Here is a 20,995-nt window from a genome sequence, read left to right on the forward strand (position 1 = left end):
AAAAGGAAAATTATGCCTCATCCTTCAATACGTATATATAAAGAAGCATCTTTAGATATAGCTGCTAAAAAAGCTGGTATAAAAAAAATAAAATTATTTCTAAGTAGAGGTGGTGATGTAAATGCTAAAGCCAAAGATGGCAAGACACTTTTACATTATGCTCTTATTAATAATCAGATAGGTGCAGTAAAATTCTTGGTAAGTAAAGGGGCTGATATAAATGCCCAAGATAAAAACGGAAGAGTGCCTTTACATTATGCTGCTATAAATCAAAATGTAAAAGCTATGGAATTCCTGTTAGATCACGGTGCTAATGTAAATGCCATAAATATAGATAAAGAGACAATTTTACATATTGTAGCTGGAAATAATGATCCAGAAGCCATGAAATTACTGGTAAGTAAAGGGGCTGATGTAAACATTATAAATATATATAAAGAATCTCCATTGCATATTGCTGTTAGTAAAAATAATATAAAAGCAGTAGAATTATTATTAAATAGTAATGCTAATGCAAATGTTTTAAATAAAGATCAAAAAACTCCTCTACATATTGCTGCTAAGAAGAATTTTATAAAGCTAATAAAATTATTGCTAAATAAAGATGCCCATGTGAATTGTATAGATAGCTATGGCAGAACGCCTTTATATATCGCGGCTTCATATAAAAAAGAAAATATCATGAAAATATTAGTTCAAAATGGCGCAGAATTAACTCCTGAAATTAAGCAAATGATTTTTGAAGGTATGAGCAAGGATTTTAGTAAAGAACTTGAAGAATCAGCTATAGAATATAAAAAAGACCAAGCTTTTAAAAGTGCTTATGATGCTTTTAATAAATTACTGATATTAGTACCAGCTGCTATTACTAAGCAGGGCTATTTTTTAGGAATGAACGTTCTAGGTAAAATAGCAGATTATCTTACTAGTCCTTACGTTAGTGAAAGTGCTAGCCAAGATATTGCTAATACAGCCCAAAATATATATAGGGTTCGTCAAGCCTCTGATAATCATTCCACAACAATTCAAGCTATTCTTCAAAAAGAAAATTTAAGCACAATTTTAGGTAAAGAAAAGCAGAAAACCTATTTAGAGCAGTACTTGCAAGAATCAAGAACTTTAAAAGTGAATAGATAGGTGCAACTTATGTATTATCATATTTTCTATAAAAAATTAATAATTATACTTATATAAATAAAATTATGCTCTCTAATTCAATATTTCCATATAAAAATGAACCACTATTACATAAAGCTGCAAAGGATAATAAAATAGAAGAGATAAAAAAGATAATCGATAATGGGGTTAATATAAATGTTTTAGATGATGAATCTAAGACAGTTTTACATCTTGCTGCTATTAAAGGTTATATAGAGTTGATGGAATTGTTATTAAAGAAAGGTATTAATTTAAACTTGGTAGATTACTACGGAAGAACTGCTTTACATTATGCTGCTTTAAATAACAAGATAAATGTAATAGAAATTTTGTTAGATAATGGTGTTGACGTAAATATTAAGGATAATAATAAAAAGACCTCTTTACATCTTGCTGCTGAGAAAGGTTTTATAAAAGCTGCAGAACTATTGTTAAATAACAATAGTAATGTAAATGCTCTGGAAGAATATCGCAGAACTTCTTTACATCTTGCCGAAAATAAGGAGATGGTAGAATTACTAGTAACTAGGAATGGTAATGTAAATGCTGTAGATATATATAACTACACACCTTTACATTTTGCTGTTATTAGAAATAAAGTAGGAGCAATACCCTCGCTACTAACTAAAGGTGCTGATGTAAATGCTCTAAATAAATATGGAGAAACGCCTTTGGATATTTCTGTTTCTTACAAAAGAAATAATATAATGAAGATATTAGTAGGAAATGGAGCAAAATTGACTCATAAGATTAAAGAAGATGTTTCTGAGGACATGTATAAAAAACTTGAAACGTTAGCTAGCCACTATCAAAAAGCCAAAAAAAGTGTTTATGACACCTTTAATAATTTACTAGCCTATATTCCAGCTATTAATTGGCAAGATAAATTTCTTAGAAAGAACATGCTGTACAAAATAGCAAATTATGTGACAAGTAAGGAAGTAAGCAAGAGTGCTAGTGAGGGTATAGCTGATGCAGTATTACTTTTATATGATAATCGTCAAGAGGCTAACAATACTGTAGGTATAATCAAAGATATTATTAAAGAAGGTTCTAAAACAAATTTACATACTATCCTGAATCAAGAAAAGCAAAGAAATCATATATTACGGTAAATTTAAAAATTAGCTAAGGATTTGAGCAATTGTTAATATAAATCAATTTCATAGTTGGGTAGTAGCCATTTAAGGTAACTTCCTTCTAAAAGGCAATTAGTAGGCTTTACTTCTCATTCCTTGTATCAAACTTAAACTGTTTTTACATATATTTCCACACAATCTAAAGTGCTCGATGTTCATCTTTTTTAGGAGTTATAGAATGACTAGATGGATCAGAAATTTTTGAAGGAGAAAGTTTTTTTGCTTCATCTATTAATTCTTTAGAAATGTCTTGTGATGATTGCTGTTGCTTTGCTTTATCAAGATTTTTATTTGAATCCATAGAATGTCTATTTATAGGGTGGATTTTTGGAGCATGGTCATATTTTCTATCTGTATAATGATCTAATGACTCGTCTGGTTGAGCCCCTTTTACGTTAACGTTTATAATATCTTTGAAATAATTTACTATACTTTTAAATATGCCAGGTTTTGGTTCTAACTGATAATTTTTATCTATATCACTGTAGGTTTTTTCGTATATAGCATCCATAGCTTTTTGATTACCTTCTTGTGCAGCTTGATTAAATTCCTTACTATTAACCAAGACTTCCCTAGTATCACGTTCTACATATTGCTGTTTTAATAAACTCTGTAATTCATATTTATTTTTATATAGAGGTATTTCCTTTGAATCTTGGTCTATATCATCACGTATTTTACCTTTTAATTTTTCATATGCCAATCTATCTGGTAGTGTTGTACTATTACCAAAAACAAAATAAACAGTTGAAGTAATAATACCAAATACGTTGCCCGTAAGAGCACTAATTCCTACATAAGTGCCAGCCTCTCCTAAATTATCTCTTACTGTCTTAGCAGCAACTCGGAGTGGTTTAGGAACGGCATTTTGCATTCTTGTGAATAAGCTAGGTTTTGGTTTTTCTGCTGCATTTTTAGCATCAAGCGTTTCTTGAATTTTAGCATCTTTTTCTTGGAAAAATTTTTCTACATTATAGTTACTTTTTGTAATCTTTTTTAATTGTTCATTAGTATCTATATACTCTTCTGTTAATGCAACTTCATCTTTAAGATTATTAATTTTACGTAGCCTACCAGTTTCTATAGCTACGCTTACTCCAACTGCAGCTGTTGCAACACCTAACATAATTGCAGCTGGTATAGTACCAACTCCACTAGCGAATAATAACCCTGCACTTGCAATCAAAAATGCCCTACATGCAGTTTTTCCTCCTAAAATACTTATTGTATAGTCAATTCCTCTTGCTATACCTCCTATAACTTTAGCAGTTTTAGGATAATTTTCATTCATATATTCCTTGGCTGAGCTATAACGTGTTCGCACCCATCCTACAACCGCCTTTGCCCCATTACCGATAGAGTTTTTTATTCGAGAAAATACGCCAACTTTTTCCTGCTTAGTAGCAGCATCTGAGGATTTATTACTCTCTGCATTACTTAAATTTGAAGATATGCTAGATCTACCGCTAAGAGACTCCTTACTTAGAGAATCATCACTTTCCGTTCCACTCTCAATTCCACTATCTACTGACTCTTGATCTGAAACATTATTGTTAATATCACCTTCTTCATTACGTCTTCTTCTTGGTTTTTTCTTTTTTTCAGGATCTACTATCGTTTTCCCAACATCCATACCAGTCTTAGAGATTTCAAATTTTTTCTGTATTGAGCGTATTATATTGATAATATCAGTTATCTCTTTCATTATATACCATACTGGTTATACATTAACAAAGAATTGGCATTTATACTTAATATATTATTATATTATTAATATATATTTAAAATTATATTTATATTGAGAACTATAATAATCTTAGTTACACTACAGAAATTACACTTTACTTCTAAAATTTATAATTAATTAAGGGTTACGTATGCCAGGAAATAAAATAATCAGTGTTGCTATTATACTATTTATTATATACGCTATTGCAAATGATAAAAACGCTCAATCAAAAATTAATAGCTTATTTAATTCTTCTAAGCATACAGAAACAAATACACCACATGCTACTCCTGATAACGTCTCAACCATTGATAACCCTACTTTTTCTAATATCACCATTACTCCTCCAGCAAACAATGATTCTGTTATTACACGCTTCTTGGCAAACACGCTAAATAATGTAGTTAGTACTAAAGAAGGGCAAGAAGCTATAAAAAAAATTATTACTACTGTACCAAATGCACCTATTATACCAAGAGAATTCCAAGAATTTAGCATAGTTGACGATAAAATAGGTAAGGGACATAATATAGAATGCGGACAAAAACTCGCCATTAATTACCAAATTTTATCTGCAGAGAATAAAATCTTAGCTAGTAATTTAGATCAAACGCATCCCTCTGAAATTATAGTTGGAAATAATGATATAGTGAAAGCTATGGATTTTGTAGCTTTAGGTATGAAGGAGGGAGGTAGTAGAAAAGCTATATTGTCTCCATATTTCATTGAAAATGATATTAAATTCAAAGAGAAAGCGCAAAATTATAATGGCTTCTCAACCCTTATAATTAATGTAATAGAATCTTCAACATTACCCTCTTCTAAAGGAAAACTACGTATTTTTACGGAAAGATTAGAAGAAGGTGAACCAGCAAAATGTGGAGATAACGTAAATATTCATTATAAAATATTACGCCTTGACGGAACTGAGATTTTTAATTCAGCAAAAGCGTACCCTAAAGCTATTAATGTAAAAGTAGGCAGCGATCAAGTACCATTTGCTATCAATAAGATTATTGAATATATGACCATAAATTCAGAAAAAGTGGCGATTGTTCCACCAGAATTTTTAAACAACATATTTTCAAAAAAAACTGATAATTTTTTCCTACCTGATTTAAGTTTACCTACTAACGAAATGGTGATATTAGAAGTTACCAGAGTTTAACATATAAGAGATATAAGTGAGTATAAATATCAGTACTACTCACTTAGGGAATATTTTATTCTACCTACTTATTTCTGAAGCTTTTGATCTCTGGACATATTGCTCAACATGAGTTTTTTGAGGAGCTTTACTCATGATAGCGTGTATATTTGCTTTACCTGATTTAATAATATTTTCTATAGTAGCCACCGAATTCTCGGATGCTTGACGGTTAGCATATAAAAATATCGCTGTTTCAGCAATATCATGTCTTGCACTCTTACTTACTTCCTCTATAGTAATATAATTAGCTATCTTAGTAATAACGTATGTTCCTACAGACTGCCCCTCTGAATTAATTGCAACTGGTATAAAAGCAAGTAAACTATTAAAAGTATTACAAGCGCTTTTAAAAGCTTCTTTTTCTCTATATTTTAGAGCTAATTTTAAGCTCTTTATACAAATCTTCAGAAATTCCTTGCTTAATTTTAGTAGTTAATTCTGCTCCATTTGCGAGCAAAATTTTAATACTATCATACTTTTTGTGTATAGAAGCATAATATAAAGGTGTATTTTCTGAGGTATCTAAAGCATTTACATTCGCACTTTTATTGATAAGAAATTTGATACTTTCTATACTGCCATTTTCAACAGCTATACATAAAGGAGTTTTTTCATATATATCCTTAGTATCTACATACTCCCCGTTATTGATTAGCCATTCGATACCGTCTATCTTGTTATTTGCAGCAGCATCATGTAAAGGCGTCTTTCCACGAGTATCTCTAACCCCCATTGTAGCACCATTATCTAATAGTAATTGCATATTGTCTACATTACCTGTTTGAGCAATGTGATGTAAAGGCGTCTTTCCATATATATTTTTACTATTTACATTTGCGCCTTTATTTAATGATGATTCTATTTTCTTTCTAGAATTCTTTATAATAGCATTAAATAATTTATCTTTATTTATTGAGGAATCTTGCTGCATAATGTTCCTTTTCACAACTAATTTAAAACTGAGATTTTATATAAACTGTAACATTCAAATATTTATTAATTTTCTAATTTTTTATAAATATATTATATAGTAAAAGAAGTTGAAAATTGACTACTTGAAGCGATAAGCGAAGCCTACAAATGGTAGGAAAGCTTTGAGCTAACTGCGTAGGCAAATTCAAATACTTTTACTATAGTTAATTAGGAGAGTATTTCAGTTATAGTCAATTAAGTTGAGAATGGCATAGAGAAGCCATAATCAATAGCATCGCTAAGGTTATTAAAATTAGTAATGATAGGTTTGATTTTAGCTTTTAAATGAGCCCAATATTTTTCAATTGGGTTGAGATCAGGAGAGTAAGGTGGTAAGAATAAAAGTTTACAGCCTATATCTTCTATTAAATTCCTAGTTCTAGCTGACTTATGGAACGTTGCATTATCAAGTATTACAACTTGACCAAATCTTAGTTCGGGCACCAAACACTGACTAACCCACTCGTTAAAAACTTCTGTATTACATGTGCCCTTGAAACACATTGGCGCAATAATTTTCTTCCCAACCTTACCTGCAATAAAGCTTTCTCGATCATGTTTTTTACCTGAGATATCACCATAAACTTTACTTCCTCTGAGACTGTATCCCCAAGAATAGTACAAATAGCTATCAATTCCACTCTCATCAATATAAACTATATCTTCCGCTTTATAGTTTGCGATAGCTGCCAAAAATAATTGCCGTTTTGCTTCATCCCGTTCACGATAGAGTGTGGTCTTTTTTTTCGTGTGATCCCCAAAGTCTTGAATGCCAAACAGATAGCAGCTGTAGACACATTAAAAACCTTTGCAAAATCAGATAATAGCCAATTGCTGTTTTTAGACACCTCGTTTAATAATTTGATTGGATCAAGCTTCTTCCATGGCTTAGCTGCTCGTGTGGCTGCTAAATTCCCGGATTTCGATCTCGATAACCATCTATAAATTGTTCTTTCACCTATGCCAAAAATTCTTGCAGCTTCTTCTCTGGTATAACCTTTATTAACATAGTGAATTACTTTTTTACGTAAATCTAAGGAATATGCCATTGCTTCTACTGTTTTGGGTTTATGAGCTTTTTAATATATCATATATCATGTCTTTATCAACTTAATTTACTATACCATTTACAGTATCAATAAAATAAATTAGCATAAAATTTGCAATTTTTTTGTAACAAAACTATTATTATAGTGGTTTTGTTACAACTATATTTTTTTATATAACATTTACCTACTCTATATCTATAGTTTTATATCTATTATTTCCCTTAAGTTTTACTCAGATTTCTAAAATTTTTCATATATACTAATTTAATACTAATTATATTTTAATATTTATCACAGATTATTGATACATCTGATTATAATAGAGATATATAAAGGGTATAATAATTATGGCACTCAAATTAACAGAATTTATTAAAACCGAGTTTTTTTCTGGAATTCTACTTATTATTAGTCTGTTTCTAGCAATAATTATTAGTAATACGCCTTTATATCAGTATTATACCTACATGGTAAAATTACCTATTTCATTTGGCATAGGTAATTTAAAAACAGAAGTAACCCTCATAGAACTGGTAAATGATGGCTTAATGGCATTATTTTTTCTTTTAATAGGGCTGGAAATCAAATATCACATTATAGAAGGAGAATATAAAGAAAAGCATAAATTATTTTTGCCTACTATGGCAGCTATAGGAGGAGTGGTAATTCCAGCACTATTTTGTTCCTTAGTTTAATTATAATGAACCTACTGCAAAGGGTTGGGCTATTGCTATAGCCACAGATACAGCTTTTGTTTTATGTATTTTATCATTTTTTGGTAGAAAAATTTCTGTAGAACTCAGAATATTTGTGGTAGGATTGTCATTAATAGACGATATTATAGCAGTCTTAATTCTAGCAATATTTTATAGTAAATCTATTAATTTGATAGCATTGGCATTGGCTATTGTTTTCACATTATTACTAGGAGTTTTAAATTATTTTAAAGTAAAATCATATGGTTATTACCTATTAATAGGAGTATTTTTATGGGGCGCCATCATAGAAGCTGGTATTCATGGTACCCTTGCAGGTATTATTGTAGCACTACTAGTACCTGTAGCAATTGAAGATATTTCAATTTCCCCTCTTAAACAATTAGAACAGGTTTTACATCCTATCGTAAATTATCTAATCTTACCTATCTTTGCCTTTATCAATTCTGAAATACCTTTAAAAGATATTGCGGTTAAAGATCTATATTCTAATTTGAGCTTAGGAATAATATTAGGCCTATTTTTAGGAAAACAATTAGGTATATTTATTTTTTCATACATACCAGTAAAACTTAAATTATGTAACCTACCTACAAATACTTCATGGTCTAAGTATTATGCAATAGGCGCTTTAGCTGGTATAGGCTTCACTTTAAGTCTATTTATTGGCGGATTATCATTTAGTAGTCCAGACACGATAAGTACCTTAAGAATATCTATTATTATTGGTTCAGCTCTTTCCGCATTTATGGGTATTATAATATTGAAATATATATAACCACTTCTATGGGACTACAAAATCTTATCTACAGTTTTTTCAGTTTACTTAGCAAATATAGTAAATTGATTTGCATTGGGACGCGGTTATAGCTGTAGCAATTTAAATATTACTTTGTGGTTCGTTGCCTACAATAGTATTTCTACACTTTCTGCCTCACGCCTCGTATTATTTTAAATTGTCTTTGCTATAGCTCAAAGCTCTCCTACTATTTTTGTAGGCTTAGCTCTATCTGCCCTTGTCCCAAATACAACTTCTTTTACATAATTATTTACACTGTAATTTTCCTGCTGCTAAAGCAGTTTTTATTATGCTATTTGCATAATTATGGTTAATTTTATTGTCAGAATTTATAGCATGAGCATATACATTTTCAGCAACTTTTTTAAAAGTACCATAATTATATTCTATATCATATTCATTAAATAACTTAAATACTAATTCATATGCTAATAAATTCAATTTATGATCATATTTTAAGCTTGTTACAGGTACATCTATAATTTCTGGTAATACTTCAGTAATATCAGGAATACTAGAAAATATAGCATGATTATTAGAATCTAAAAATATAGGAGTATCATCCATAAATGAATAATATCCTTTTATATATTTTTGATCATTTATATCTGGTATATAGCGTAATTTTAAATACCTAAAGCATCCAGGCTTAAATTGCCATGGATATTCAAAAACTACTTCTTGACCCGAAAGTACTTGGTTAACATAGGGTTTACATACCATATAACTCTGATCTCCTATTAAATCTTTTAGCTTTTTGCCAATAATATCTAAAGGAGAAGCATTAAATATTTCACCATATTTCTCATTTACAAATAAAAATTTTTCTTCCCTATTTACATATGATATAAATGTTGCTTGCTTACTGAGAACCTCTAAATAATGTAATTCACTAGGTGTAAGAAGATGATCCATTTTATATGGTAATTCTCCCATACCAGATTGAACCCACTCTGTGCTACATACTATACCAATTGACCTAAATGCTTGTACCAAATTTTGTATACTAGAATTGTTAGGTACAGATTTCCCAGATTCCCAGCTAAATAAACTATTATGCGATATATGAAGCTCAGAATTAATCTTGGCTCTACTTAATTTAGAAAGTAATCTTATATATTTTATTCTATCTGCAATATTAGAAAAACTATTGTACATTTGTTTGAATAAAGAAGTAAAGATTCTACTTATATATATTAAGTATTAAAATGTCAATGAATTTTTGCAATATAAATTTAGTATAAATTTTTTTACTATACTAGGTTTTTAAAATAGAATACGAATCTTATTTACAAAATTAAAGTTTTTTAGTAGATATGGTATTAAAATTAATAAGAAGTTAGTGTAAAATTCAGGAGGTAATATGAATAAGCATAATAAATCTAGTCAGGAGAGCTTTTTCGTCAGGTATAAATCGCTTATTAATACTATCGTAGAAAATAAATTTCAAGATTTTAAAAATATACTCGGGGACGATGATTTAGAAATGGGTATAACGGAGTGTTTAATATGTGCTTATTTAGCTAGTGCGTTAGAAAGACCAGAAATTCTTGCATTACTTGCAATGAAAATGAAATTTTTATTTTTATATGAAGAAACCTATTCTTTATCATTTTTTCATACATTTTGTAAAATGTTATGTAGTGAATCACCTGACCTATTAAATGAAAATATAAAATCTAAAAACACTATTGAGAATTTAATACTAAATAATACTAAGAAACTAATAAAAAGTAAAAAATATAGTAATTTAATTCAATTAGTGAATGAGAGACCAATTATTGCCAATGCCTATATCAACTATTAATGGAACATTTAATGTAATAATATTTTCCATAGTATATTTTATGATATCTGATATATTGTTTAGCTCGTCTTCAGGGACTTCGAATATTAATTCATCATGAACTTGTAAAGTCATAATAGTTCGGAGTTTTTTTAACAATAGTATATTATGTAGTTTAATCATAGATTTTTTGATTATATCTGCTGCTGTACCTTGTAAAGGAGCATTTATTGCAGCTCTTTCTGCAAATGATCTAATATTAGCATTTTTATCATTTATATTCGTTATATAACATTTTCTGCCGAATAAAGTTTGTACGTATCCATTTTTACGTACAAACTCTTTGGTATCATGTATATATAGTTCAATACCAGGATACTCTTTAAAATACAATTCAATATATTTGTTTGCTTCAGATGTTGAAATATCAAGCCTTTTAGCTAACCCAAAACCTGTAATACCATAGATAATACCAAAATTAATGGCTTTGGCTTTTCTACGTAAGTTAGAATCAACCTCTCTAAGAGGAACTTGGAAAATTTGACTAGCAGTTGTAGCATGTATATCTTTATTTTCATAAAAAGCTTGTTTAAGACTTGGAATATTTGCAACATGAGCTAATAGACGAAGCTCTATTTGAGAATAATCAGCTGAAAGTAACTTGAATCCTGGGCGTGCAACAAAACTTTCACGTATTTTATGTCCCTCTTCACTGCGAATAGGAATATTCTGTAAGTTTGGACTACTAGAGCTTAATCTTCCTGTAGATGTGAGTGCCATAGAGTAGTGTGTATGTACTCGTCCTGTAATTGAGTTAATTTGTTTTGGTAGAGCATCAGTATAGGTATTTTGTAATTTTGACAATTGTCTCCATTGCAATACTAACCCCGCTATATTATGGCCTTGTTCATGCAAATCTTCTAAAACACTCATGTCAGTTTTATAGTGGATGGCCTTATTGGATTTTTTTCCTTTGTTAAGAGCAAGTTTATCAAATAATATTTCAGATAATTGTTTAGGAGATGCTATATTAAAACTTGTACCTGCTTCTTTATAAATTTGCTCCTCCAATAACCCTAATTTATATGAAAATTCTTTAGATAATGAGCGTAATTTCAAGCCATCTATAGTAACTCCTGCTTTTTCCATATAGGCTAAGGTGTAAATAAGGGGTTTTTCAATGGTTTGATATAAAGTGATTAAATGATCTTCATTGAGGCGTAGCTTTAATAATTTATATAATTTTACAATTAATTCAGCATTTAAACAATTTGGATCTTCTTGCTGATACAATTCTGCAATAGCTGGTAAAGTATGATTACATAAACCATTATTTACCACATAAGATAATAACATAACGTCTTCTATAGGAGATATATCTAAATGATTATCATTGCATCCCAATTCCATATAACATTTCAGTAGAAAGCTTTTAATATCATAACCAATCTTTAATATATGTGGATTATGAAATAGATCATGTAGTAAAGCTAAACACTCTATTAGAGTAAAAGTTGTAGAGTTAAGGGAAGTATTATGATCTAAAAAGCTAGTTTGTATATCTTTCTTTTCAGATGTAATATTTATATAATATACTCTATTTACAAGATAGAACTCTAATTTCTCTATAAGGTTAGTTTTAGTATTAAAGTATGGGTATAGACCTATATATCCATGATTATAGGCAAGATTTATTAACTCTTTAATTTTATTACTTTCAGTAATATGGATTATATTTGTAATGGGTTCACTGTGTTCTGAATGTTTTTTCAAATTAAATATTTGCTCAGCTCTGGTAATAAGTGATTTAAAACCATAATTTTCTAAGAAGATAAAAAATTTATCATAATTAATATTAGTGACTTTTAATTCTTCTAAAGCAATATTAAGATTAACATCATTTTTTAATTTTAATAAAGCTTTAGACAAAAATGCTAATTCTTTCCCTTCTGTAAGGAGGTTTTTCCTACGTTCTGGAGTGATATGTTCGATGTTATTAAATAACTGTTCGAGATTATCATATTGATTGATAAGTTCAGATGCTGTTTTAGGACCTATACCCTTCACTCCGGGAATATTATCGGAGCTATCTCCAATTAAAGAAAAAAAATCTAGTAGTTTATTTGGCATTACGCCATATTTTTCTTTGACAGTTTCAGCATTAATAGGCTTTGATTTAATTGGATCAAGCATTTCTATATTATGGCCTATTAACTGCATTAAATCTTTATCAGATGATACAATTATAACCTTTTCTTGACTATTTTGTGCCATATGAGCAAAAGTTGCAATAATATCATCAGCCTCATATCCAGGTTTTTCAATAGTGGGTAGATTTAGGGTTGATGTAACTTCACGAATTAATTGAAACTGATGTTTTAGATCTTCAGGCGCTGGCGGACGATTAGCTTTATATTCTGGATATATATCATTTCTAAAACTTTTTACTCCCGAATCAAAAATAACAGCAACATAATGTTCAGGATGATCTGCAAGTAATTTTAGCATCATGGATGTAAATCCATACACTGCCCCTACTGCAAGTCCATTTGGACGTGTTAAAGGAGGAAGTGCATGGTAAGCTCGAAAAATAAAGTTATATCCATCAACAAGTATTATATGTTTATTTGATGACATTAACTACCTGAAATACTCTTTTCTATCCATTCTAATAAAGCTCCATCTGGTAAAGAGCCAATTTTTGTTGCACTTAATTTGCCATTTTTAAATATCATTAAAGTTGGAATACTTCTAATTCCAAGTTTACTTGGGTTATCAGTATTTTCCTCTACGTCCATTTTTACAATTTTTATTTTGCCTTTCAATTTTGTGGCCATTACTTCTAAAGTTGGAGCAAGCTGCAAGCATGGCTGACACCAAGGCGCCCAAAAATCAACTAGTACTGGTAAGTCTGATTTTAATACTTCTACATCAAAATCTTGATCACTAATTTCTGCTACCATATTCTCTCCCTAATTAAAATATATAGTGAAAACAGTTTATCATTAATACGAAGAGCGATAAGCGAAGCCTACAATTGGTAGGAGAACGAAGAGCGACAACGTAGCAAGTCAAATGTTTTTACTATAGCATACAAATATACAATTAATATTAATGTTATACAAGATAAAGAAACAACATAGTTATCAAAATTTGTAGTATATTATTTTTTATTAAAACTAACACATAAAGATTCCTTATTAATAGAAAAAGACTTAGAAATATTACAATTAAAAGCACAATTAGAGTTTGCTGAAAAATTAATTAGCGAAAATATAAATCCTAATCTCACCTCTCGCTCATTAAATACTAATAATTTACAAACACAAAATAGTACCGAAAACATTCATACTACTACTCATTCTTCAGTTTCTTATTTACCTAGAGAAATAAATAATAACAACTCTAATCAAATATTATCTAATGTTAAAAATGAACCAACCCTTTCTAATAATCAGAATAGCAATGAGTCTAATGAACCTTTACAATTTATGGCTACTTTAGCTACTATTAAGCCTGAAACTATTCATTTAACATTTCAAGAACGAGAAAATAGAAAAAGAAGTGGAAATTCACCTGAAATAGGTAGGAATAAAAATTCACATAGTATCTAAATTACTAATAAAATTTATAATTCCTGCATAGGGGAGAATTAAATCTATTGGGTGGTTAATAAAGTATTTGGTTAATAAATTATTTTTAGATAAGATTTTGAAAATAATTTTAGAGTATAAGCAAATTTTTATATATCTCTTTTTTTCCACCATTCATCAGTATAAAACTCTGAGGGAATTTTATCAGCATCATCAAATATTGGATCCTTAATATTATATTCTTCATTTAACACTTGTACCCATTTGAGCTCCAGAGATTTGGGCAATTTCGTACCACACCATGGACAATAAAATAACTGCTGCACTGTACCTGAATCATCATCAGCTAATTTAAGTCCATAATACCTAAGATGAATATCATAAGTAATTTCCTTATTTTCTTTGACATAATATTCCATATTTCCACAACAGAAACTCATATATCTATCCTATATCGCCTTTAAATTTATTTTTATTCCAAAATTCTTTCCAATCGATATCTTTACCCACCGGCCCTTTATGTTTATTTTCTATATAATTACCATATTTATCTGTATCTTTATACCATCTTAACTTTAGCTGTTTCTTCAAATACTTTCCACTCCGATCCACCGTGTTTGGCTCTATCTTTACTCCACCAAATTCTGTTACCATCCTCACTTTCTGCTTTAGGATCTCTATAAAACTTTCCAAATCTATCATGATTCATAGTCTTATCATAATTATTTATTTCCCACTCATCCCAATCTTCTTTCATTAATATATTCATATCCATATCGTTATGGATATCAAAACCAGGCAATGGTATATTTAATTTTACTTCTTGGAAGTCTTGATCAATATTTTGATAGGGCTCACTCAAGGTAGCAAATATTTGAGGTGCAAGATCTTGATAGGGTGGAGTACTAAAAATTTTCATTTTCTGATTATCAGGTATGGGTGTGCTTAAAATAGTACCTACCCCATTCCCTGCACTCAATATTTTATGATACATTGTAATAGCCGTACTCAAAAGTAATGTATTACATACAGGATTATTTAAGCAAGAAAATGCCACTGCAACAGCTGGAGTTACAGGACCAAATGCATTAGCTTTCTGTATTATATTTTCTTGGATAGTAGATAATAAGTTTTGTTTTTCTGGTTGTATAAGATTTAATAAATCAACCATAATTTCTTTTCTGCGTTCGGGGCCACTTTTAATTAATTCATAAGTAAATTTATGTAATTCTTGTTTAATTTCTTCTTTGTCAATACCAGATATTTTTAACTCATCAACCGCGCGATCAATCTCTAAATATTCAGTTGAATAAATTTTTGAAAATATATATTTTTCTGTATTAATATTTTTCTTATTTTGTTTCTTTTGCCCCAAAACTTTATCTTCCCTTTTCTCAGGCGCTGGTTCTTTATATGTGCTATAGGATAATTTCCCATCTACATAATGACTAGATACGGTGGAATCCGATTTTACCTCTGAAGCTGTTATCCAATCATATAGCGATTTTAATCTATCCATTATGATATTATTACCTAAAAAACTTAAGTATTTTTTACCCTTACTCTTGGCCATATATTCAGCATTTGTATCAATACCAGAAGAGATTAAGTCTTCTTTCTTTTCTTGATTAAAATCAACACCAATTGAGGTAAGAGGGAATAAATGATTTGGATTAATGGTAAAACTAAAACTATTATCTAAAGATTCTTGGATTACTTCGATATTGTCATCTCTTACCTTACCTTCTAAATGTAAATTATCTTTTCCAAAGATTTCTGCGCCATTTAATTGGATTGCGTCAGCAATTACATTTACATTAGTACCACTTATGCCAGCTATAAACTTTACCAATTCAGTAGATTGGAATTTATGGCCTTGTGATACAGAAATACTTGGCAATATCTTTCCTGCCCAATTAATATATACTCCTAATAATAAATTAGATCTTTCTGATATGGAGATACTTCTATCTTTCATACTTTCTATTAGCAATTTTTTAGCTACCTGTATTTTTACTTTCTCGCCCTTAATATATGCACTCTTTAGAGATAAATCTCCATCAACTTCAATAAACACTTTTGGTGCATTAATAAGCGAAGGAATTGTATATTCTAAATAACTGGAAGAAGTAGCTTGTGAATGACCAAATGCCACAGTCATGCCATTAAAGTTTAAACTTACCACTGGCCCTGTTGATATAAGCTCCATTTTTTGCTCTGTATTTCCTACTGCAGCTTGTATTAATACATCACCATGTATGTAGATTTCAGCTTCATTTGCTGCTGATATTTCTGTACCAATAAAGTGACTTTTTTCTCCTGCTTCTATATGAATCTTGTTACTCTTAATCGTATTTAATAAATGATGCATCTCCTGGATATTGCCTGAAGCCTTTATAGTTCCAAAATTAAAATTTATACTCGGAAGCATTGAAAGCATAGTTTGTATATAGGCTGTCGCTGGATTTATTTCTGAAGCCCTAACCTTTTTATACACATTATATATTGTAAGTACATCACTAGTGAAAGAAAGAGGCCCCGCTAAATCATACACACCCTTAGTATGACCTAATGATTTTATTGAGTTTTGCAATATTAATGGGTCAACTTTTATACGATTAAAATTATAATCAAAATTAATCTTAGATTGAATTTTCTCTCTATCTAATTTAGGAGCAAATAATCCACTACTTTTAGTGTGTAGAAATACTTTATTTATATAATTAAATGTTTCTACCTTAATTCCTTTATCAGCATATAAATATACACCTAATTTACCAAAAATATTAGCACCATACATATTAATTTGTTCTGCATATTCAGATATATAGCCTTGATCGGAATAGATTATAGTAGGTTTAGTATTTATAATATTCCACTTCACCTCATATTTTGAATTACCTAATAATCCTTTTTTCTTTCTTTCAGTAAGATAATTTTCAGCAGTAATATATGCACTATCATGCACAATATGCGGTGAATCTATAGTTATATTGCCTTGTGCAAGTAACATTACACCTTTTAATCTACATTCCGTACCACATTCTAGCTTTAATTTTTGCCCTGCAACAAGTTTTGTTTGTTCTACAATTAAATTATAAATTATTTCCTTATAATTTTTTGTCCAAATATATCTTTCTATATATGCATGCTGCAAAGATTCAATTTCTACTTTATTACCTGCACGTAAATAAATATTGTTATTTACCTCAAAAATACCAGCTAATTTGAGATTTTCTTCGGCATTATAATAAATATCTGCCCCAGTTGTTACTCCTCCTAAATAGGATTCTTTTCCTATTAATAACGGATATTGTATTATATTTTTCCCTATTAGACGTATTTCACCCCCAGCCAGAATATTTGCACCTGCAGCAATAATGGTTCCATGTTCTGAATAAGCATCAAATCCTTGAGCTGCATAAACATTTGCAGGGCGTGACGGAGTATATAATAAGATTAAGGTACCAAAACCGAGTTCCTTCGAAAGTGCATATTCTTTTTCATGTGCTGCTTCATGTAATATGTCACTCCTTGCATATTCGTATATTTTACCTTTATAAGCTATCACATCGGATCCTATATGGTAAATCCTATTGTCAGCATAAATTTGTATATTACCATTCTCTGCTTCTATGCTCGCAGGAAAAATTTCATATCCTTCATTTCCTTGAGCATTTTTCTGATTATGATTTTTACTTAATATTTCTTTAGATTGTAAGGTAATATTATTATCCACATGAAAAACTCCTCCTTCTATATTATGTATAAAATCTTCTGCAATTATTACTAAATTTCTAGCATAAATTTTTCCTAAATCGTTAGGAATTTCAAAGGGAAAAGTCCCAATAATATCATTTCTTCTTTTCTTAAAATGATTAGGTAATATTAATTTATAATGACCTTCTAAATATTCAAAAGCCTGGTGAATATCTAATACTTTGAATATTACATTCCATGGTTTATGGTTATAAAAACTATGAGTAACTATATAAATATTTTGATCAACTTCTAACACACCTTGGTTTAATACTGTGCCCTTTGCGTCGATTGATAAGTTACCATGTATTTTTAATATTCCAATATTTTTAAAATCTTGGTCTACCGTAACTGTTAAGCTCTTGAGCTCTAAATTTTTTGTCTGAATCCACTCCTTACCTTGGAAATTAATACCTTGCAGAGCATTCCATATATTATCATCTTGGTTTAAAGAGAGTTTACGCATTCCTTGCGGTGCATTATCTAAAATATGCCATATACCCCCTACCTGAATATTACCATAATAGCCATTATAGTAATATTCTGTATGCATTTCCCAATCAGAGATAATAGCTAGTTTGGCATGATTATAATATTCTTTACTTTCCGTATATAATAAATATGCTGTTACATCACGAGTATGAATTATGCCCTCAGTAATTAACGTAACTTTACCAGTTTTAGCTTCTATTGTTTCAGATCTTACACAGCAAGTATCTCCATCTATTTTTTGATCTTCAGTAAGAAAATCCCCACTCTTAATTAAATTTAGTGCTGTAATATATACATTTCCATTAGTTGATTTAATATAATTTTTATTAATTAAGCGATCATTAGATATTAATCTCAGAAATTTATCAGCTATAATCGATCCAGCATTATATATAGCCCCTTCAGCCTTAATATCACAATCTACACAATGAATATGATGATCAAAAAGATTGTCAAATTCCTTAACTTTTACTGTAATTTTCTTAGCCTCCAGAAGATTGCCATAATTTATAAACTTTCCTTCAGGGCTATTAATCTTTAACTCATTAGAAACTAATAGATTGGCTCCCTCAAATCTAAAATCTCCTCCAAGCTGATATAAATCACCTATAACATTTTCATGACTCTCACTAAAGTAAATTAAGCCACTCGTTAAATTAGCTATTAGATATTTAATATTAACTACTGAAGTAGTTTCAAATCCTAAAACATTTGAAGTAACACTAAAAAATTCCGTATTTATTTTACCTGCAATTGATATAAACTCAGCGCTAATATTACTAGCACTATATGATTTAGATAAAGTACTTGATATACTTTCTTTTCTAATTTGGTTCCATTTTTCTTCAAAAGATATTAATTCATAATCTTTAACTCCTGTAAAATCAACAGTTTTAGAGAAAAGATTTACTACACTCCATTGTTTGGCTTGAATTAACATACCTTCTAAAGCAGTTAAATTTTGGCTATTTACATGAATTCCATATAAATAAATATTATTTTGCTTTGAGGTAATAGAATTAACTTCTACGTCGCCTGATAAACTTTCAATTTTGATTTGATAATTAGTAACGATATTTCCAGGAGACGTTAGATTACCTTCTTTTAAAGATAAGTAAATAGAAGACATCTTATCAGTTGTTAAGCTAGTAATATTACCTGTATTATTTAAGTGAGTTACAGCTTTTATTATGCCATAATCTGTTCTAATTACCCCTTCATTAATGATCTGCTCTGCTTCTATATTGCATGATTGACATTCCAATATACCATTTGCCATTTGCTGAAATAGTTTCTTGGTTATAATACATATATGTTCTGCCTTTAAGAACCAATATTGAAAAACATTTACAGCCAAAATGTTCAGATTATTAATTTCCATATTAATAGAATGAAAATATAAATTGCTTGTTGTAATATCAAGATAAGGCCCAAACAAAAAGCCGTATATATCTAGATGTTCTGCAATAATTTTGATAGGCCCATATTTAGAAGTTATATTATTTTGTTTACCCAGATGAATAGCTTTTGCAACCAAACTTACACTTATTAACCCTTCAATGTCACCATTAAAATTAAGTTTATTATCAAACTCTATATAAATAATAGGTACAGAATTTACTCTATCAATCATTAGGGGACTTAGGTAGTGATATTTATTTGCAAAGTCTGAATTTAAGAGCCATTTAAATTTATTATTTAAACAAAAATTCTTAGCATAGCATGTATATTTTTTCTTATTATATTGTTTTTTATAATCAGTATTTTCTGGAGAGAATAACAAATCTTGAGGTTCATAATAAATTTTAGAATAAGGCGCAAATTCTCCTTCTGCACCACGTATTCTAATTGCACCAGGAAAGACCATTTCTCCTAAATAATTAATATAGCTTTTTCCATTAATTACCGAATTATTAGTAAAAACAACCTTTGTTCCAGCTATATCAATAATATTGCTTTTAATTATACCACCTATATATAAATTACTATAATCATTAACGTATATATCATAAGTTTCTACATTACCGAGTAACGTAAATTTATTATATAAACTTTGAGTTTCAGTGTTATTGTATAAGATATTATAATCATTACACAACGAATTAAATTTTAAAACTCTAGCTTTATTACTTCCATGAAGAGTGGAGTGACATGCGTTAATTTCAACATCTAACCCCAAAAAATCTGCTTCGGTAATATCTATACCAAAAGGCGCTACTAAACTCAGTTTAGCATAGTGATCTATGGTAATTACTCCAGTAATTTTAACATAATTTAAAAAATAAATTATCAATTGATCAGCCAAGACTTGATTATATAAATTACTATTAGTGAGAGTATTCATTCTGTATTCAATAGATGAAACTCTTGTCTCATTAGTAAAATATTCCTGTTCAAAAAGAATTTCATTACGAATAAATATCGTATAATTTAAACCTCTAACATCGTATTCTTCACATTCCCATCCTATCGGTACATATTCATTACATGACCAATAATACCCAAAATCATTACTGATATCATATAACGAATTATTATATAAAATTTTTAACATTGTATTTTCTTATAAGATAAATAATTATATTCTACTAAT

14 protein-coding genes and 1 pseudogene are annotated in these 20,995 nt (G+C 29.4%); 5 read left to right on the top strand and 10 right to left on the bottom strand.

What is annotated here, in order from left to right:
* Positions 1-12: 12 nt before the first annotated feature.
* Positions 13-1,137, top strand: a complete 1,125-nt coding sequence (locus tag NOVO_01135) for an Ankyrin repeat protein (GenBank protein AIL64632.1) — start codon at positions 13-15, stop codon at positions 1,135-1,137.
* 65 nt (positions 1,138-1,202) lie between these two features.
* Complete coding sequence (locus tag NOVO_01140; GenBank protein ID AIL64633.1) at positions 1,203-2,273, top strand: Ankyrin repeat protein; 1,071 nt, start codon at positions 1,203-1,205, stop codon at positions 2,271-2,273.
* A 163-nt stretch (positions 2,274-2,436) separates the two neighbouring features.
* Here the strand turns inward: NOVO_01140 and NOVO_01145 are convergent, their stop codons facing one another.
* Positions 2,437-4,002 carry a hypothetical protein gene (locus NOVO_01145; protein ID AIL64634.1) on the bottom strand — a complete coding sequence of 522 codons (1,566 nt, stop codon included), beginning with the start codon at positions 4,000-4,002 and terminating at the stop codon, positions 2,437-2,439.
* Positions 4,003-4,174: 172 nt separating this feature from the next.
* Between NOVO_01145 and NOVO_01150 the strand changes: the two genes are divergently transcribed.
* Positions 4,175-5,194: an FKBP-type peptidyl-prolyl cis-trans isomerase gene (locus NOVO_01150; protein AIL64635.1), complete on the top strand. Its 1,020-nt coding sequence runs from the start codon at positions 4,175-4,177 to the stop codon at positions 5,192-5,194.
* A 406-nt stretch (positions 5,195-5,600) separates the two neighbouring features.
* On the opposite strand, the gene NOVO_01155 is transcribed toward NOVO_01150, so the two are convergent.
* The 3 genes from NOVO_01155 to NOVO_01165 form a co-directional block, all read right to left on the bottom strand.
* Positions 5,601-6,167, bottom strand: a complete 567-nt coding sequence (locus NOVO_01155) for an Ankyrin repeat protein (GenBank protein AIL64636.1) — start codon at positions 6,165-6,167, stop codon at positions 5,601-5,603.
* Positions 6,168-6,403: 236 nt separating this feature from the next.
* Positions 6,404-6,712, bottom strand: a complete 309-nt coding sequence (locus NOVO_01160; GenBank protein AIL64637.1) for a hypothetical protein — start codon at positions 6,710-6,712, stop codon at positions 6,404-6,406.
* 152 nt (positions 6,713-6,864) lie between these two features.
* Positions 6,865-7,257 carry a Transposase gene (locus NOVO_01165; GenBank protein ID AIL64638.1) on the bottom strand — a complete coding sequence of 131 codons (393 nt, stop codon included), beginning with the start codon at positions 7,255-7,257 and terminating at the stop codon, positions 6,865-6,867.
* Between the two features lie 347 nt (positions 7,258-7,604).
* On the opposite strand from NOVO_01165, the pseudogene NOVO_01170 reads away from it, so the two are divergent.
* Positions 7,605-8,751 (top strand): annotated as a pseudogene (locus NOVO_01170) (Sodium/proton antiporter nhaA; disrupted).
* Between the two features lie 267 nt (positions 8,752-9,018).
* On the opposite strand, the gene NOVO_01180 reads toward NOVO_01170, so the two are convergent.
* Positions 9,019-9,930, bottom strand: a complete 912-nt coding sequence (locus NOVO_01180) for a hypothetical protein (protein AIL64639.1) — start codon at positions 9,928-9,930, stop codon at positions 9,019-9,021.
* Between the two features lie 205 nt (positions 9,931-10,135).
* Here NOVO_01180 and NOVO_01185 point away from each other — a divergent pair, with 205 nt between their 5' ends.
* Positions 10,136-10,579: a hypothetical protein gene (locus tag NOVO_01185; protein AIL64640.1), complete on the top strand. Its 444-nt coding sequence runs from the start codon at positions 10,136-10,138 to the stop codon at positions 10,577-10,579.
* On the opposite strand, the gene polA is transcribed toward NOVO_01185, so the two are convergent.
* The 5 genes from polA to NOVO_01220 form a co-directional block, all read right to left on the bottom strand.
* Positions 10,532-13,195 carry a DNA polymerase I gene (polA, locus tag NOVO_01190; GenBank protein AIL64641.1) on the bottom strand — a complete coding sequence of 888 codons (2,664 nt, stop codon included), beginning with the start codon at positions 13,193-13,195 and terminating at the stop codon, positions 10,532-10,534. The two genes, NOVO_01185 and polA, sit on opposite strands and share 48 nt — an antisense overlap.
* Positions 13,195-13,521: a Thioredoxin gene (gene trxA / locus NOVO_01195; GenBank protein ID AIL64642.1), complete on the bottom strand. Its 327-nt coding sequence runs from the start codon at positions 13,519-13,521 to the stop codon at positions 13,195-13,197. The genes polA and trxA overlap by 1 nt, the downstream gene beginning before the upstream one ends.
* A 200-nt stretch (positions 13,522-13,721) precedes the next feature.
* On the bottom strand, positions 13,722-13,904 hold the full coding sequence (locus NOVO_01200) for a hypothetical protein (GenBank protein AIL64643.1): 183 nt from the start codon (positions 13,902-13,904) through the stop codon (positions 13,722-13,724).
* A 396-nt stretch (positions 13,905-14,300) separates the two neighbouring features.
* Positions 14,301-14,591, bottom strand: coding sequence for a hypothetical protein (locus NOVO_01210; protein AIL64644.1), 291 nt, complete (start codon positions 14,589-14,591; stop codon positions 14,301-14,303).
* A gap of 119 nt (positions 14,592-14,710) precedes the next feature.
* Positions 14,711-20,956, bottom strand: a complete 6,246-nt coding sequence (locus NOVO_01220) for a hypothetical protein (GenBank protein AIL64645.1) — start codon at positions 20,954-20,956, stop codon at positions 14,711-14,713.
* Positions 20,957-20,995: the final 39 nt, after the last annotated feature.

The sequence above is a fragment of the Rickettsiales bacterium Ac37b genome, assembly GCA_000746585.2.
Lineage (GTDB): Bacteria > Pseudomonadota > Alphaproteobacteria > Rickettsiales > Arcanibacteraceae > Ac37b.

Excerpts from the sequence above, each read along its gene's own strand:
- NOVO_01210 (AIL64644.1), bottom strand. The coding sequence starts at position 14,591 with ATGAGTTTCTGTTGTGGAAATATGGAATATTATGTCAAAGAAAATAAG.
- NOVO_01135 (AIL64632.1), top strand. The coding sequence starts at position 13 with ATGCCTCATCCTTCAATACGTATATATAAAGAAGCATCTTTAGATATA.
- NOVO_01160 (AIL64637.1), bottom strand. The coding sequence starts at position 6,712 with ATGTGTTTCAAGGGCACATGTAATACAGAAGTTTTTAACGAGTGGGTT.
- trxA (AIL64642.1), bottom strand. The coding sequence starts at position 13,521 with ATGGTAGCAGAAATTAGTGATCAAGATTTTGATGTAGAAGTATTAAAA.
- NOVO_01185 (AIL64640.1), top strand. The coding sequence starts at position 10,136 with ATGAATAAGCATAATAAATCTAGTCAGGAGAGCTTTTTCGTCAGGTAT.
- NOVO_01140 (AIL64633.1), top strand. The coding sequence starts at position 1,203 with ATGCTCTCTAATTCAATATTTCCATATAAAAATGAACCACTATTACAT.
- polA (AIL64641.1), bottom strand. The coding sequence starts at position 13,195 with ATGTCATCAAATAAACATATAATACTTGTTGATGGATATAACTTTATT.
- NOVO_01200 (AIL64643.1), bottom strand. The coding sequence starts at position 13,904 with ATGTTTTCGGTACTATTTTGTGTTTGTAAATTATTAGTATTTAATGAG.
- NOVO_01180 (AIL64639.1), bottom strand. The coding sequence starts at position 9,930 with ATGTACAATAGTTTTTCTAATATTGCAGATAGAATAAAATATATAAGA.
- NOVO_01150 (AIL64635.1), top strand. The coding sequence starts at position 4,175 with ATGCCAGGAAATAAAATAATCAGTGTTGCTATTATACTATTTATTATA.
- NOVO_01155 (AIL64636.1), bottom strand. The coding sequence starts at position 6,167 with ATGCAGCAAGATTCCTCAATAAATAAAGATAAATTATTTAATGCTATT.
- NOVO_01220 (AIL64645.1), bottom strand. The coding sequence starts at position 20,956 with ATGTTAAAAATTTTATATAATAATTCGTTATATGATATCAGTAATGAT.
- NOVO_01145 (AIL64634.1), bottom strand. The coding sequence starts at position 4,002 with ATGAAAGAGATAACTGATATTATCAATATAATACGCTCAATACAGAAA.
- NOVO_01165 (AIL64638.1), bottom strand. The coding sequence starts at position 7,257 with ATGGCATATTCCTTAGATTTACGTAAAAAAGTAATTCACTATGTTAAT.